This window comes from Acinetobacter baylyi DSM 14961 = CIP 107474 (assembly GCF_000368685.1).
Lineage (GTDB): Bacteria > Pseudomonadota > Gammaproteobacteria > Pseudomonadales > Moraxellaceae > Acinetobacter > Acinetobacter baylyi.
The window spans coordinates 191,674-208,123 of the sequence record NZ_KB849626.1; the positions used below are offsets into that span (position 1 = coordinate 191,674).

The 16,450-nt window shown below is 42.4% G+C and carries 11 protein-coding genes and 1 tRNA gene; 9 read left to right on the top strand and 3 right to left on the bottom strand.

Going from position 1 to position 16,450, the window contains the following annotated elements; genetic code table 11:
- Positions 1 to 130 precede the first annotated feature (130 nt).
- The gene (locus tag F952_RS05170; RefSeq protein ID WP_004923500.1) at positions 131 to 1,570 is read left to right on the top strand and encodes an amino acid permease; all 1,440 of its coding nucleotides are present in this window, start codon (positions 131 to 133) and stop codon (positions 1,568 to 1,570) included.
- A gap of 69 nt (positions 1,571 to 1,639) precedes the next feature.
- On the opposite strand, the gene pdxR is transcribed toward F952_RS05170, so the two are convergent.
- Positions 1,640 to 3,139 carry a MocR-like pyridoxine biosynthesis transcription factor PdxR gene (gene pdxR, locus F952_RS05175; protein ID WP_004923502.1) on the bottom strand — a complete coding sequence of 500 codons (1,500 nt, stop codon included), beginning with the start codon at positions 3,137 to 3,139 and terminating at the stop codon, positions 1,640 to 1,642.
- A gap of 152 nt (positions 3,140 to 3,291) precedes the next feature.
- Here pdxR and gabT point away from each other — a divergent pair, with 152 nt between their 5' ends.
- From gabT to F952_RS05200, 5 genes are all read left to right on the top strand, one after another.
- On the top strand, positions 3,292 to 4,578 hold the full coding sequence (gene gabT, locus F952_RS05180; RefSeq protein ID WP_004923505.1) for a 4-aminobutyrate--2-oxoglutarate transaminase: 1,287 nt from the start codon (positions 3,292 to 3,294) through the stop codon (positions 4,576 to 4,578).
- Positions 4,579 to 4,583: 5 nt separating this feature from the next.
- On the top strand, positions 4,584 to 6,032 hold the full coding sequence (locus F952_RS05185) for an NAD-dependent succinate-semialdehyde dehydrogenase (protein ID WP_004923508.1): 1,449 nt from the start codon (positions 4,584 to 4,586) through the stop codon (positions 6,030 to 6,032).
- Positions 6,033 to 6,216: 184 nt separating this feature from the next.
- Positions 6,217 to 7,089, top strand: a complete 873-nt coding sequence (locus tag F952_RS05190; RefSeq protein WP_004923510.1) for a pirin family protein — start codon at positions 6,217 to 6,219, stop codon at positions 7,087 to 7,089.
- 440 nt (positions 7,090 to 7,529) lie between these two features.
- A complete protein-coding gene (locus tag F952_RS05195) occupies positions 7,530 to 8,828 on the top strand; it encodes an FAD-dependent oxidoreductase (RefSeq protein ID WP_034709634.1) in 1,299 nt (432 codons plus the stop codon).
- Positions 8,829 to 8,855: 27 nt separating this feature from the next.
- On the top strand, positions 8,856 to 9,674 hold the full coding sequence (locus tag F952_RS05200) for an SAM-dependent methyltransferase (RefSeq protein ID WP_004923515.1): 819 nt from the start codon (positions 8,856 to 8,858) through the stop codon (positions 9,672 to 9,674).
- A gap of 26 nt (positions 9,675 to 9,700) precedes the next feature.
- On the opposite strand, the gene F952_RS05205 is transcribed toward F952_RS05200, so the two are convergent.
- Positions 9,701 to 9,776 (bottom strand) — tRNA-Thr (locus tag F952_RS05205).
- Between the two features lie 179 nt (positions 9,777 to 9,955).
- Between F952_RS05205 and F952_RS05210 the strand changes: the two genes are divergently transcribed.
- Positions 9,956 to 11,797, top strand: a complete 1,842-nt coding sequence (locus F952_RS05210) for a monovalent cation:proton antiporter-2 (CPA2) family protein (RefSeq protein ID WP_004923518.1) — start codon at positions 9,956 to 9,958, stop codon at positions 11,795 to 11,797.
- Between the two features lie 68 nt (positions 11,798 to 11,865).
- On the opposite strand, the gene F952_RS05215 is transcribed toward F952_RS05210, so the two are convergent.
- Positions 11,866 to 12,525 carry a DUF805 domain-containing protein gene (locus F952_RS05215; RefSeq protein WP_004923521.1) on the bottom strand — a complete coding sequence of 220 codons (660 nt, stop codon included), beginning with the start codon at positions 12,523 to 12,525 and terminating at the stop codon, positions 11,866 to 11,868.
- Between the two features lie 774 nt (positions 12,526 to 13,299).
- Between F952_RS05215 and F952_RS05225 the strand changes: the two genes are divergently transcribed.
- On the top strand, positions 13,300 to 14,217 hold the full coding sequence (locus tag F952_RS05225) for a GIY-YIG nuclease family protein (RefSeq protein ID WP_004923524.1): 918 nt from the start codon (positions 13,300 to 13,302) through the stop codon (positions 14,215 to 14,217).
- A 132-nt stretch (positions 14,218 to 14,349) separates the two neighbouring features.
- Positions 14,350 to 16,293, top strand: a complete 1,944-nt coding sequence (locus F952_RS05230) for a DUF262 domain-containing protein (RefSeq protein WP_004923528.1) — start codon at positions 14,350 to 14,352, stop codon at positions 16,291 to 16,293.
- Positions 16,294 to 16,450: the final 157 nt, after the last annotated feature.

Here is a 16,450-nt window from a genome sequence, read left to right on the forward strand (position 1 = left end):
CGTTCGATTTGTCCTGTTTTCATTATTTTGATGAAGCAGACCAAGCGAATTGAAAAAATTTAAGAGGAGAGCGAGCTCGCAAAGTCATGTTTTGCCAGCCTCTGCTCTTGATGTATTAAGGAAAATATTTATGGCAGCGCCCAAGAACGTGTCTGAATCTGGCCATTCCGAAGGTTTAAAAAGTGGTCTTCAATCTCGTCACCTCACCATGATTTCAATTGCTGGTGTCATTGGTGGTGCATTATTTGTGGGTTCGGGAAGTGTAATTTATTCTGCAGGTCCTGCGGCGATATTGGCCTATACACTGGGCGGTTTGCTGGTCTTGCTGATCATGCGCATGTTAGGTGAAATGGCAGTAATGAACCCAGATAGTGGTTCATTCTCCACGTATGCAGATCGTGCCATTGGCCGCTGGGCTGGTTTCAGTATCGGCTGGTTATATTGGTGTTTCTGGACGTTGTTGATGGGCTGGGAAGCCTACGTCGCTGGTAAAATTCTCAATAGCTGGTTCCCGTTTATTCCGATCTGGGGCTATATGCTGTTGGTGATTGTAGGATTGGTGTGGGTCAATCTACAAGATGTTAAAAACTATGGTGAGTTTGAATTCTGGTTTGCCTTGATCAAAGTGGTTGCCATCGTCATGTTTCTGGTAGTGGGCAGTTTGGCAATCATGCATTTATGGCCTTGGGGTGATCCTAGCGCAGCTGGATTTACCAATCTTACCGCACAGGGTTTTATGCCAGGCGGATTCTCCTCTGTGATCACGGCGTTGCTGGGTGTCATGTTTGCCTACATGGGTGCTGAAATTGTCACAGTTGCGGCTGCCGAGTCGAAAGATCCAGCAAAAGAAATTCGTAAGGCGTCCAACTCGATTGTATGGCGTATCATTCTGTTTTATGTGGGTTCCATGTTTATTACGGTTTGTTTGATTCCGCATAACAATCCATTGCTTAAAGATCCAACTTGGGGAACCTACAGTGTGACCTTGTCTACCTTGGGTATTCCAGAAGCTCGCCATATTGTGAACTTTGTCGTTTTAACCTCTGTGTGTAGCTGCTTTAACTCGGCGTTATATACCTGTTCACGTATGATGTTCTCGTTGTCTAAGCGTGGCGATGCACCGAAGATATTTGCCAAAACCAATCGCAACAGTAGTCCTTGGGCTGGTGTTATTTTCTCAAGTATTTTTTCGATTGTTGCCGTGTATTTAACGGCTACAGAAAGTATGAATGTCTATGATGTACTGATGCTGGCAACAGGTACAGTTGCACTGTATGTTTATCTGGCAGTTGCGTTTTCACAGCTTCGGATGCGTAAGAAGATTGAAGCAGAAGGTAAAGCCGTTGATTTTAAAATGTGGTTATTTCCTTGGCTGACCTATGCCGTGATTATCACGATCATTGGTGCAATCATTACCATGCTGATTGAAGGCACTTACTTTAAGGAAGTAACCTATACTACTGGCCTGGCCCTGGTGATTGTGATTTTAGGTATCTTGACGCATAAGTTTAACTGGGGAAAAGATGCCCGTGAGAAAATGCTAGAGCAAAGCAAGAAATCGATGACTTAAGCATTAGAATTTAAAAAAGAACCTCATAAGAGGTTCTTTTTTTATGGGAAAAAATCTGGCACACAGGCTTTAACTACGTGTTTGGACGTTGGCTTCTCGTAAACATTGCAACAAAATACCAAATGCCATCACCATATCTTTTTCAGTGACACAGGCAAAGCCCATCAGTAGACCGCGCTCTGCATTGGCATGTGCATGCATATAATATTGAGAGAGTGGACGAACTTTAATACCACGTTCGAGTGCCGAGGTGGCAATGGCGACATCGTCGCAAAAATCAGGCAATTTCAAGACCAGATGTAATCCAGAGTCATCATTGTATTGGTGTACAAATTCGGGTCCAAGATAACGATGAATTAAATCTACCAGATATGCGCGGCGTTTACCGTACAACAGGCGCATACGCCGAATATGGGCTTGGTAGTGTCCTTCACGAATAAACTCGGCCAGTGCTTTTTGCTCAAGCAAATGTCCGCCACGATATAGCTCGGCAGCTAAAATTCTTAAGGGTGAAAACAATGGCTTGGGAACCACCAGATAACCAATACGTAACGCAGGATAAATGGTTTTACTAAATGTTCCCATATAGATCACAGGTGCATCGGTTTCCAGACCTTGCAAAGAAGGATAAGGCTGACCAGAAAAGCGAAACTCACTGTCATAATCATCTTCCACAATCCAGCTACCATGTCGCTTGGCAATATTAAGCAACGATTTACGGCGTTCCAGACTCAAATGTGAACCCAGTGGATACTGATGTGAAGGCGTGACAAAGATTAACTTTGGCGGATGTTCTGGATACTGCTGGGGAATAATACCATCTGCATCTACTGGCATCGGCTGAATCTGTAGTCCATTAATCCGAAGGGTGTTTCGCATGCCCCAGTAGGCAGGATCTTCAATCCAGACCTGATCGCCAATATCGCATAATGCACGCGAAACCAGATCAATCGCCTGATGTACACCTTCGGTGATCAAAATCTGATCTGGGTCACATTGTACCGAACGTGCTACACGTAAATAATCTGCCAGTGCACTACGTAACTCGGCGCAGCCACCTGCATTGCTATAAATCAGATGGCTAATTTCTGGTTCACGGCTTAAACGTGCCTGAATGCGGCTAAAAATATGATGTGGAAACTCGGTGACATCGGGTGCACCTGGAACAAATGGCCCCCATTGATGTGGAGAAGCCGCAGCATAACCCATAAGCTGTGAGCCACGTTGTGACAGCGTATATGAACGTGGTGGATTGCGTAATCCAACCAGTTGCTTGCCATGAGGCGTATTTAAAAAAGCCTCGGGCAGTTGTTCGGCAACCCATGTGCCATGACCTGTTCGGGCTTCCAGATAGCCTTCGGCCTGAAGCTGCTCATAGGCTGACAGTACAGTATTTCGTGATACATGAATCTCTTTGGCCAGATCTCGTGAAGCAGGTAAACGTGTTTTGGGCTGAATCACACCTTCGATAATTGCGCCTCTTAAACAGCGAAATAAACGTTGATGAAGCTTCCCTTCCACGTCTTGTTGGAGACGTTGTAGTAAATGATCGCCCAGCAAACTACGCAATTGGCTCTCTCCTGGAGTTGAAAAGTGGCTCTCGTCAGTTGACGCAAGACGCGCGAAATTACAGACATAGACAGCTATTGTAAAGCATTCTGAAATTTATAGCGGGAATGTATCGACCAAAGCTGTAACGAATAACACAAGAGGAAAGATAAATGGACACTAAACATTCTGCACTTAATCAGCGTAAACAACAAGCAACGCCACGTGGCGTGGGCGTAATGTGCCAGTGGTACGCAGATAAAGCCGAAAATGCAACAATTTGGGACGCAGAAGGGAATACCTATATCGATTTCGCAGGTGGTATTGCAGTTTTAAATACAGGTCATCGTCATCCAAAAGTATTGGCGGCGGTGAAAGCACAACTTGAACGATTTACCCACACTGCTTATCAGGTCACACCTTACGAGAGCTATGTGGCATTGGCTGAACGCATCAATGAGTTGGCGCCGATTGCAGGCCCGGCAAAAACCACATTCTTTACCACGGGTGCGGAAGCGGTTGAAAATGCCGTTAAGATTGCACGTTGTTATACAGGTCGCCAGGGGATTATTACGTTTGGTAATGGTTTCCACGGTCGTTCATTCATGACCATGGCTATGACAGGTAAAACAGCACCTTACAAACGCGATTTCGGTTTAATGCCTGGTGGCGTATTCCACGCACGTTATCCTGTAGAGTCTCGTGGCATTAGCGTCGATGATGCGCTTGAAAGCATTGAAAATATCTTTAGTGAAGATGTTGCACCGCATGATGTGGCTGCAATTGTACTTGAGCCAGTTCAGGGCGAAGGTGGTTTCAATGTGGTTCCAGCAGATTTCCTCAAACGCCTACGTGCTTTATGTGACAAACATGGCATCTTATTGGTTGCAGATGAAGTGCAGACTGGCTTTGCTCGTACAGGCAAACTGTATGCCATGGACCATTATGAAACCAAAGCAGATTTAATTACCATGGCCAAAAGCCTGGGTGGCGGTTTCCCAATTTCAGGTGTGGTGGGTCGTGCCGAGGTGATGGATGCGCCAAACCCAGGTGGTTTGGGAGGTACATATGCAGGTAACCCAGTTGCCGTTGCCGCAGCCCATGCCGTGATTGATGCGATTCAGGAAGAAAAATTGTGTGAACGTGCCAATGAGCTTGGTGCTGAACTGGTACACGTATTGAAAGGCCTGCAACAATCGACCGATCAGGTGATTACGGATATTCGCGCCTTGGGTTCGATGGTTGCTGCCGAGTTTGAAACTGCCGAGCAAGCAAAAGCTGTTCAAAACTATGCGATGCAAAACGGATTGTTATTATTGACCTGTGGTAAATATGGCAATGTCATTCGTTTCTTGTATCCATTAACGATTCCTGTTGAGCAGTTCCGTTCTGGTCTGGACATTTTAAAACAAGGCGTAGCCAGCCTTGCAACAGATCACACCACACAGGCAATTGGGTAAGTCATATGATTCAGGAAAGTTTACAGTATTTACTCAAGCATCCTGATATTTCATTTACAGCACCAACATCTGGTGCTGTGATTGAAGTGAATGATGCAGCTAAAGGCACACCTTTGGCTTGGGTAAAAAGTCATGACCGTTCAGGTGTTGAAGCTGCAATTCAGCGTTCGGCTCAAGCACAGGCCAAATGGAAAACCCAGACCGCATTACAACGTGCTGATGTACTCTGGGCATGGTTTCACCTGATCAATGAACACAAAGAAAACCTTGCGCAAATTTTGACGGCTGAGCAAGGCAAGCCATTGGCAGAAGCACGTGGTGAAATTGGTTATGCCGCGTCTTTTATTCGCTGGTTTGCAGAACAGGCACGTCGCATTGATGGCGAAATTTTGCCGCCAACTATGGCGCATCAGCGTTTATTGGTGATCAAGCAAGCGATTGGGGTGACTGCTGCCATTACGCCTTGGAATTTTCCAGCGGCCATGATTACACGTAAAGCTGCACCAGCCATTGCTGCAGGTTGCTCAATGCTGGTCAAGCCCGCAGAGCTGACGCCGTTAACGGCTTATGCGTTGGAAGTATTGGCGTTACAGGCAGGATTACCTCAAGATATTCTCATCAATATCAGTGGTGATTCGGTTGAAGTGGGTAAAACGCTGTGTGAAAGCGATGTGGTGAGAAAGCTGAGCTTTACAGGTTCGACCCCTGTCGGCCGTATTCTGATGCAGCAATCTGCACCAAGTATCAAGAAACTCTCACTTGAGCTCGGGGGGAATGCGCCTGTATTGGTGTTTGATGATGCCAATCTTGATCAGGCGGTACAGGGCATTATGGCGAGCAAGTTCAGAAACAGTGGTCAAACCTGTGTCTGTGCCAACCGAATTTATGTGCAATCTGGAATTTATGATGCCTTGACCACCAAGCTGGTTGATGCGGTTAAAGCCTTAAAAGTCGGTGATGGCCGTGAAGAAGGCGTGACTCAAGGTCCATTGATTGATGCGCGTGCCGTTGCCAAAGTGCAGTCTCATATTGAAGATGCGACCAGCAAAGGTGCCACCCTCCAAACGGGTGGTCAGCTTGCGGCCCAGGGAGGTACCTTCTTTGAACCCACCGTCTTGAGTGGTGTAACCCAGGAGATGCGGGTTGCAAAAGAAGAAACCTTTGGACCACTTGCAGCGTTATTCCGTTTTGAAACAGAAGAGCAAGCGATTGCGATGGCCAATGATACCGAGTTTGGATTAGCCGCGTATCTATTTACCCAAAGCACTGCGCGTCAGTGGCGTGTAGGCGAAGCCCTTGAATACGGTATGGTGGGGGTAAATACAGGCGCAATTTCAAATGAAGTGGCACCTTTTGGTGGTGTTAAACAGTCTGGTCTGGGGCGTGAAGGTTCACAGCACGGCATTGAAGAATATTTGGAAATGAAATACCTCTGTGTTGATCTTTCTGAATAAGTTCAGGATCTGAACGAGAAACCCGTTATGCCCATTCATAACGGGTTTTTTATTTCTATGATTTTTGATGTGTAGATCATCGTCCTGTGAGTAGGATGTTGAGTTGCATCTGTTGGCTATTATCTCGCCATCAACAACAGTACAATCGTTGCAACTGCTTATCCTCAGATTGGGAGTCATGGCAATGAAGAATATCCAAGGTATCTATCAAAATAAACATATGCACTGGGTCGGCGACGGTTTTCCAGTCAATAATCTATTTTCTTATGACCGTTTTGGGCAAGCGATTAGTCCATTTTTATTACTGGATTATGCGGCACCTTATGAATTTAAACCAACACATGCACAGCGTGGTGTGGGTTCACATCCGCATCGTGGTTTTGAAACCGTGACCATTGCCTATCAAGGTGAAGTTACCCATAAAGACTCGGCGGGTGGTGGTGGAACCATCAAAACCGGTGATGTACAGTGGATGACTGCGGGTGGTGGCATTTTGCATGAAGAATTTCACTCACCTGCATTTGCCGAGCATGGCGGTCTATTTGAAATGGCACAGCTCTGGGTGAACTTGCCAGCCCATTCCAAAATGACACCTGCAAAATATCAGGCGATTGAATCTACCGAGATTCCTGTGATTTCACTTGATGACGCGGGCAGTTATATCCGTGTGGTGGCAGGCGAGTATCAAAATGCGCAAGGGGCCGCCAGCACGTTTAGCCCAGTGAATGTATGGGATGGTTATTTGGCTGCGGGTCAAACCCAGAAATTTACAGTACCTGCGGGGCATAACACCTTACTGGTCGTGATGCGCGGTGAAATCATGGTGAATGGTTCTGATCGGGTTGGATCGCCTTGTGTTGTGGTGTTTGAGCAGGCAGATGTCGAGTTTGAGTTAAATGCGCAGACAGATAGCAAGTTTTTAATTCTGACTGGCGAACCACTGAATGAGCCAATTGAAGGTTATGGGCCGTTTGTGATGAACAACAAACAGGAAATTGTTGAGGCGATTCATGACTTTAATCATGGTAAATTTGGTCAATTGCATCCAGATGCCTGATCAGATCTGTACACATAAATAGTCATTCAGGCTTTAAATAAAACAGCCCTGTATCAAACCTGATACAGGGCTTTTCGCTGTAGTCTTATGGTAAGCACCCGATGATTTTAGGTCCTTAGAATAATTTTTATTGTGATGTGGTTCTCATTTTTATATGCTCATGATATATCAAAAAAAAGGGTTTGTAAAATTTTTTTGGAAATTTGGTTAATTTAACTTACTTTTTTTCATAAAGTTTTTTTAATATCTTTATTTTTTATAAGTTTGTTTCTATATTGTTTTAAGTTGTATATGAAAGATATTGATCCATCTGATTGATGCCTCAAAAAAACTTAAAAAACCAGATTGAGAAATTCAGAAATCTGGTAGTTTTTAATACGGTGTTTTAAGATTTGATGGGTGATAATCAAAAGAAATATTCTCACGAATGGATCATAATTTTGGATATCGCAATTATTGGTAGCGGCATGGCAGGCCTTGCTACTGCAAGAATTTTAAAAGATGCAGGACATGCAATCACGATATTTGAAGCCCTTCCTGGTCGCGGGATGGATAGCCATAGTATTGAGTTTGAAGGTGGCGTAATTGATGCGCCGTTGCGTGTCATGAATCCTTTCTTATGGAAAAATACCCTCAGCCTTGCCACGCATCTGGGAATGACCATGTTTCCTGTGCGTACTTATATGGCGTGTAGCTGGTTATTTGAAGACCGCACCGAAACCTGGCTGACGACCACACGCAGCCGTATTGGCAACTTCCCAATCATCAATAACCGTAAAGGGTTAAAGCAGTATGGCTGGCGACTGGTTAAAGGCATGTTGCAGCTTAAAACCGCAATTCACCAATTTTTTAAATCCAAAAATCAAGATATTACCCTCGCCGAGTTTATCAACCAAAACGATATTGAAGAAGTATTCTGGCATGGTGCGGTGATGCCTGTGCTGTATACCGTGTGTACCTGTAATCCAAAAACCATTGGTGACTGGCCAGCAAAACCGTTATTGGTATTTTTACGCCAGCTCACGGATGGCGATGCACTACTGCGTATGCATGGAGGCACACCTGCATTTGTAGATCGTTTGATTGATGGGATTCATATCCATAGTGGTTCTGCAATTGTGAAAGTAGAACAGCAGGGCGATAAAGTATTGGTCGAAAATGCGTTGGGTGAACAGAACCTGTTTGACCGCGTGGTGATTGCGACACCAACCGACAAGATCGATGACTTTTTAAATGCAGAGCAGTTTGCTGATGATTTGGCACTGTTAAAACAGTTCCGTTTTGAGCAAGGCGATTTGGTAATTCATACCGATACTACTGTGATGCCACCACGTCGTAAGGATTGGTCGGTACTCAGTTATATGATGGATCGTAAATTTACGCGTCAGCAGTTTACGGTATGGATGAATGCGGTTGAGCCGAGTCTTGTTGGCAAGTCACCTGTCTTTCAGACATGGCGTCCAGTCACGCCAATTGACCCGAAAAAAATCATTTCTACGGTTAAACTGACACGTGCTGTGGTCGATTCAAAAACAGTTGCTTTAAATACAGCACTACAGCAGCGCCATAAAGACCCTGAACGCAAAGTCTTTTACTGCGGTTCATGGTCATGCGATGGTTTGCCAATTCTGGAATCAGCAGTGACTTCAGCCATGAATATTGCTGAAATCTTTGGCGCACCTTTGCCTTTTGTTGGCCTTCAGCCTAAAGTTGAGGTTGCACCACAGCTTGGCTATTAAGCCAGCCCAAACGGGATAGAGCAATTCATGAAATTACCTCATGCCTTGTCGCATTGGTTTCCACACAAATATGCCATTGATGCAAAACGGTTGGGAGATGAGCGAACACTGGCATGGAGTAATTTAGGTTACTGGGCTGATACCTCAGATTATAAAACTGCTTGTCGTCAGCTAGCCGATGGACTGGCCGACGCAGTTCAGCTCTCCTCAACAGATCGATTACTCGACTTGGGCTGTGGACAGGGCGCAAGCTTACAACACTGGGTTGAGCACTATCAGATTCAGTCTTTGTGTGCTGTAGAGCTACAGCTTGATCATGTCAAACGCATTCAACATGCATTTCCGCAGCTTGAAAAAATGATTCAGGGTTCATTTCTGGATTTAAGGCCCGATACGTTTAAGCCCCATTTTGATGTGGTGATGTGTATTGATGCGGCATACCACAGTGCTTTAACTTCATTTCTTACAGCAGTCGGGTCTGTTTTAAAGTCAAAAGGCCGTCTGGGCTTTCACTATCTGCTACTTTCGGAGAAATGGACGCAGTTACCTGTCTGGCAACGCCAAAAGTATAAATATTTGTTAAAAGCTGCCGATGTCGAGCTGGATGATCTGGCCGACGTCACCACAACCGAGCACACTTTGCGGGCACAGGGTTTCGATCAGATTCAGATTGTTGATATGACGACAGATGTCTTTGGTGGGTTTGCACGCTATATGGCGTCAAGACCTTATCATTCAAAGCAGAATATTGACGAGAGAAAAATTCGCGCGACGGCAAAGTTATGCCAATACTTGTGTGATCAAGGGATTGTGCGCTATGTGCAGATTGCTGCGACAAAACAATAAAAAGAGAAAACAACAAGAGGGGAAAATGGTGCCGGCACACGGATTCGAACTGTGGACCTACTGATTACAAGTCAGTTGCTCTACCAACTGAGCTATGCCGGCATTTGAAAGTACGCGTGATTTTACACGAACAAAAGCGAAGATCAAGCCTTTCATTATTTATTTGCATAAAGCTTGTACAATCTGAAGTATATAGGAAGCTTTGTTCTATCTGCAACGATGTGATTTCTGTCTCAGCATTGTTAAGATGAGCCTACAAATAAACAAAAAAAGAGATTCATATGAGTGAAGAAGCCCATTCGATCAGCTTGTTGGCGCCTGTGGTATTACTCACTGCCGCAGTCATTGCTGTCCCATTATTTAAACGTATTGGACTAGGGTCTGTACTGGGGTATCTGATTGCAGGTTTGGTGATTGGGCCATTTGGTCTGGCATTTTTTTCAGATTCGGCCTCCATTCTGCATATTGCCGAACTGGGTATTGTGATGTACCTGTTTATTATTGGTCTGGAAATGCAGCCATCGCATTTGTGGGGGTTACGCCGTGAGATTTTTGGTCTGGGCACCTTCCAGATTGTGGTTTGTGCGCTAGGGCTTACCGCAACAGGTATGCTGTTTGGTTTTAGCTGGCAAATTGCTTTTATTGCGGCGGCGGGTTTTGTACTGACCTCAACTGCAATTGTGATGCAGCTTTTGGGAGATCGTGGCGATATCACGCAACCACGCGGACAAAAAATTGTAGCGATTCTTTTATTTGAAGATCTGCTGATTGTTCCGTTGCTGGCGATTGTGGCGTTTATGGCACCGAATCAGGTGGTTGAATCTACCACGTCGCGCTTTGAAAATATCGGCATTGGTTTACTTGCGATTGCAGGATTGATTGCAGCAGGTTTCTGGTTGCTTAATCCACTGTTTAGATTACTGGCCGCATCCAAAGCGCGTGAAGTGATGACCGCAGCAGCCTTGCTGGTGGTACTGGGTGCCGCGCTGTTGATGCAGGTCAGTGGTTTGTCGATGGCGATGGGCGCATTTCTGGCGGGTGTGTTGTTGTCTGAATCGACTTTTCGGCATCAGATTGAAGCCGATATTGAGCCGTTCCGTGGAATTTTGCTGGGTCTATTCTTCTTGGGCGTGGGGATGTCGCTGGATTTAAAAGTGGTCGCGCAAAACTGGCCACTAATCTTAAGTTCGGTGGTTGCCTTCATGTTTGTTAAGGCACTCATGATTTATATCGTTGCGCGTACCACCAAAAGCTCGCATCAAGAGGCGCTGGATCGTGCACTACTTATGGCTCAAGGGGGCGAGTTTGCATTTGTACTGTTTGCTGCTGCGACCAGTGCGCAAGTGATTGACAGTACCATTAAATCTAACCTGACCGCGATTGTGGTGCTTTCGATGGTACTTACGCCGATTATTGGAATTTTATTTGGACGCTTTACCAAAAGCAGCAAGCAGGTCTCACTTGAAAATGTAGATATTGCAGAAAACTTAAAAGGCAATGTGTTACTGATTGGCTTTGGGCGCTTTGGACAAGTGGCCAGTCAGTTACTTTTAGCGCGTGGTGTGGATGTCACGATTATCGATACCGATATCGACATGATTCAAAACGCCGAAAAATTTGGATTTAAAATTTATTATGGTGATGGCTCGCGTCTGGATATTTTGCATGCATCGGGTGCAGATCAGGCCGAAGCCATTTTGGTGTGTGTCGATCAAAAAGAAATGACCAATAAAATTGTGGATCTGGTACAGCATGAATTTCCACTGGCCAAGCTACTGGTACGTTCTTATGACCGTGAACATTCGCTGTATCTGGTCAAGCAGAATGTTGATTATATTATGCGCGAAACCTTCGAGTCTGCCATTAAGTTTGGTGGTGCTGTACTGGAAGAGCTGGGCGTAGATGAGCAAGAGATTCGACAGATTACCCGCGAAATTCGTGAGCGTGATGAAGAACGTTATGAAACCGAGATTGCCGCCGATGATGTATATGCAGGTGGTGGGTTGCAATATACCAATCAGCATCCGCGTCCGACTGCACCACTGATTCAACCCAAGCAATCTGCCAAGATCTTAAATGATAAAGATACGCAAGATCTGCTGGATAAAGACGAACAGCCTTAATGCGGTAAAGAAGTGATCCAGAAGGGTCACTTCTTGTTTTTACAGGCGATCACGCAATAAAAGCGGAGTTACTTTGAGGGTGGGCCAAAAGCATTGGCGCGCGAATCCCCTTCCTCAGTCATAAAGAAAAAAATCACAATTAATACCCCTACAATCGGCACCAAGTTGATGAGCAATAGCCATCCACTGCGGTTAATATCATGCAAGCGGCGGACACTCACTGCAAGTGCAGGCAACAGCATAAAAATGCTACTTACAATAAACAAGGTATGCCCTAAATAAAGAAAATGTCCAAACGCCAGCATACTTACACCCAGCACAGCATAGAAAAACTGAAATGACCAAAACTCCTGACGTCGGGCACGACCTTTGAAATCCAATGCGTTTTTAAAGCATTTGATGGCCCAGTCGATCATGCAGTAGTGGGCTTCTTTTTCTAGCATGGTGTGATGCTGTTTATCCTGCATATCGACCATAAGCGGTGCTGTTATAAAAGCTTGGACTGGTGTAAGGATGGGTTTTGCGATGGGCGTATCCTCCTCGGGTACATCAATAAAAACTTCTGTAACTTCCCCTTGAGCATCCAATTCAAAATAGACATGCATGCCTGGCATGGGCACAATCCACTCACGCCACGCCGAGCCTAAAAAAGAATAATGCTTTTGATCTTCTGTACGAATAATGGCGGTATTGGTTTGAACGGAATAATCGAGTATTTTGCCTTTCATCTATTGTTATCCTTATTTTTTGAAATGGAATGATTTTTTTGGCGCCAGAAATAATGAGGACGAGCGAACCTATGGAAAAGCATTCCAGATATTAAAAATGAAACGTAAACATGCCGTGATCTGAATTTAAAAAAAGATCATGAAGGTGTGGGCAATCTGCGTTTGGATAAGCACAAAGACAAAATGGATGGATGCGGTAAGCAAAGAAATAAACGGGCGATGTGAGTCATGGTGACTACTCCTGTATGTATTAGAAGTTCTACCGAATCACTGTCAATTGATTATGGTGGCAGAACGAAAGAGGGTTGACAGACTGGACATACAGAACCAGCACGCGCGGACGCGTCCCCCTCCCGTTCTACCGCAAAGGGGGACGAGAAGGTTTTTACACATAAGGGTAATACTCAGAAGACTATATACCCTGATGCGCTGTATGAACGGTCTGTCAAAACCGACTGGCAATGTAGGCCAGCAGGGGAATGATAATCTGTGGGGAAAAGGGAGTCAATTTGTAGTTGTTTTAGATATAGAAACTAATGGAGGCAGAGTTGGATAGTTGTCGAAATTTAGGAAACTCGATACAGAAACTGATAAATTAACCATAATTGCCTCATCACTTTGATCTATATAAAAAGACTGGAGAACAGTATAAAATTATCCAGAAAGGCAGGTTGAGTTGTACTAGATAAATCAAATCATTGACTGATAAATATGAAGTTAAAAGAAATTTATTACGCTTAATATTTTACAAACTCTATGACTTTAAAGGGAAAAATGCAAAAACGTGGTCGCCAAATTCGTTTGTTTTATGTAGATGGTCAGCATAATGGAATTGTTAGAGCCGAACTTATGAATTGGACAGGTTATGTCTATGCCGCACCAAGAGCCAGTTTAAAGCAACTTATTGAAAAAGATGATGCACATGGTTCAGGAATTTATTTTTTGATCAGTAAGGCACAAGAGCTTGAAGGTAAATATAGCGTTTATGTTGGCGAGACTGTGAATGGTATTCAAAGAATGCAGCACCATGAATATAATAAAGATTTTTGGGATACAGTCATTTTAGTGCAATGTAAGGATACGACACTAACTAAAACGCATTGTGCATATTTAGAGTATCAAGTTTATCAATTTATTAAAGATAAAACACTTTATCAAATTGAAAATAAACAAGAACTAAAAAGTTATGCAGGAAGGTTGTCAGATGCTGATATTTCAGATATGGATACTTTTTTAGATAATTTAAGTTTTGTTTTACCTGCATTAGGAGTCAATATACTTACACCAGTTGTAAAAATCCCAAGCCAATCAAATACTCAATTTGCTTCTACTATAGATGAAGCAATAGAAGCAGAATTTTCTATTTTAAGCCGTGATAAAAAAATAGATGCGAAAGCATATATAAAAGACGGTATTTTTTATGTTAGAAAGGGTTCTAATGGTAAGAAAGAACAAACTCAATATCAACATAATTTCATTATCAATCAACGTCAATCTTTGATTGATAAGGGCATGATTCGAGTGCTCGACGATAAAATTCAATTTACTCAAGACGTCGCCTTTACGAGTACTTCTACCCCAGCAGCTATGTTATTTGGCCGCCCAACATCAGGACCATCTACTTGGAAGCTTTTAGGTCAGCCTCAAACAAGTTATAAAGATTGGGAGGAAATGCAGATGAATTCCCACTAGTCGTTGTGACAAGATATATTTTTAATTTTAGATTGGTAAAATATACTTAAATAATTGATATGTTATTAAATTTTTATTTTTTTAAAGAGATTAAATCAATATAATTGTTTTTATTTTATCCAGCTTTTTCGCATGTTAGAAAATCATTTTGTTACCCAGCTATTAACTTTATCAGAGATTTTTACAAATAATTTTTTTCAGATTCCTGATTACCAAAGAGGATATGCTTGGGATGAAAAGCAGATAGATGAATTATTGAAAGATATTGATCATCTTCTTTTAGATACTTCTGCTGTGAGGCACTATACGGGTACGCTTGTTTTATCGCAGATTATAGATCAGTCTAATCAATATCATATTGTAGATGGACAACAACGTTTAACAACTTTAGTTATCTTTTTAAAATGTATCTCACATATTTCGGGTGAAGAATTAAAAAAAAGTATTACCACCAAATATCTAAAACGAGGTGCAATAGGAAATGACCAATTTACATTAAAGTTAAATACGGATACTCGGAAATTTTTTGAAAAAGTAGTATTGGCTGATACTAATTTGGAAAATTGCCCAATTACTTTAGAGTCACATGAGCGGCTATTAAACGCTCATAATTTGATTGTCAAATGGTTATCTCAACAGACTTCTGTAGGGGTTTCTATTGAGCAGATTCTAAATATTTTAGAAGATAGATTAGGATTTTTAGTTTACTCACCAGTAGAAGATGCCGAAACAGGTATCATGTTTGAAGTTATTAATAACAGAGGCAAACAGCTCAGCGAATTAGAGAAAGTTAAAAATTATTTAATCTATTGTTCTATTAAGCTTTCAGCTTTGTCATTAAGAGATGAAATTACAGAACATTGGTCTGATATTTTACAATCCTTGAATAAAGCCAAGAAAACATCACCAGCTGAAGAAAGTTCATTTTTAAGATATTGTTTAGTCGTTTTTTTTAAAATGAATAAAACTGATAGTCAGTATGGGTATGATGTTCTTAAGGATAGAATAAAAATAGATCAATGTTTGCAGTCAAGTAAAAATAAAAATCAAACAATAACCAAACTACAAGAATTTATTCAGTTTTTAAAATTAGCTGCAAAGTGGTATGAACACCTTTATGCTCCTAATTATATCGGTTTAGACAAGACCATAAAACCACTTATTGAAAACATTAGAGCCCAAAATGTCCATGCTTCAATCATGCCTTTATTCCTAGCACTGGTACTAAAAAATAAAGGAAAAGGAGAGATTCTTGAGCGTCATCTTCAATTATTGGAAAAATTAAATTTTCGAGTCTACATTGCTAACGGTATGACATCGAGAAAAGATAAAGGACAAGGTGATTTATACCAGTATGCCAGTAAATATTACTATGGCAACTTATTAAAGCACTGTGTGTCTGACGATGAGAGGACTATCGGCAAGATAGAACTCATCAATGATGATCAAGCACTTGAATACTTATTGGTAGATTTTACACAGCACCATGCCAGAGATAGTTGGTTTGAGGAATCTTTCCGCTTAGATCCCAAAAGCCCATTTGATTTTTATGATTGGAGAGGTATGCGTTATCTGTTGATGAACTATGAATCATCTTTGCAACCTAATAAGACTATCAATATAGATAAAATTCTAAAGGGTGTGTCAGCGGGGAAAACTAGTGATTATTTGTCTTTAGAGCATTTGTGGTCTAGTAAAAATAGGATTGGTGAAGGTCAAAACTGTAGGGAAATTGATTATTACCTAAAAAGAAGGCTTGGAAATTTTGTTTTATTAGAGCTTCGATTGAATATTCAAGGTACTAACGATGATGTATGGGTCAAAGCAGATCGTTATTTGGATGGCTTTGAACAAGAGCCATCTACAGATTTACAGCACGTTAAAAATGTAGGTAAATATATTCGTAAGATAGTTAAAGCTCGGCAAGATATTAAAAAGACAGTCAACTATTATTCTGATTTTTATAGTGAAATTATTGGTGAACAGGAAGAGCGTTACATTAAGTTTGCGATGAAAAGATGGTCATTAAAGGGGTATATTGGTTATAAAAAACATCACGAAGAATTGGAAAATTGAATATTTTTTTGCAGTACGGCAAAAAGTGCAAAATATATTTGCATTAACAAAGGAAGCATCGTATAGTAACTTCATGCAGTAAAGAGCTCAGTACGAGCTCTACTGCATGATTTGAAAAGTTGAGATTTGGCGATCAGATAACTTTTCAAAACAAAAC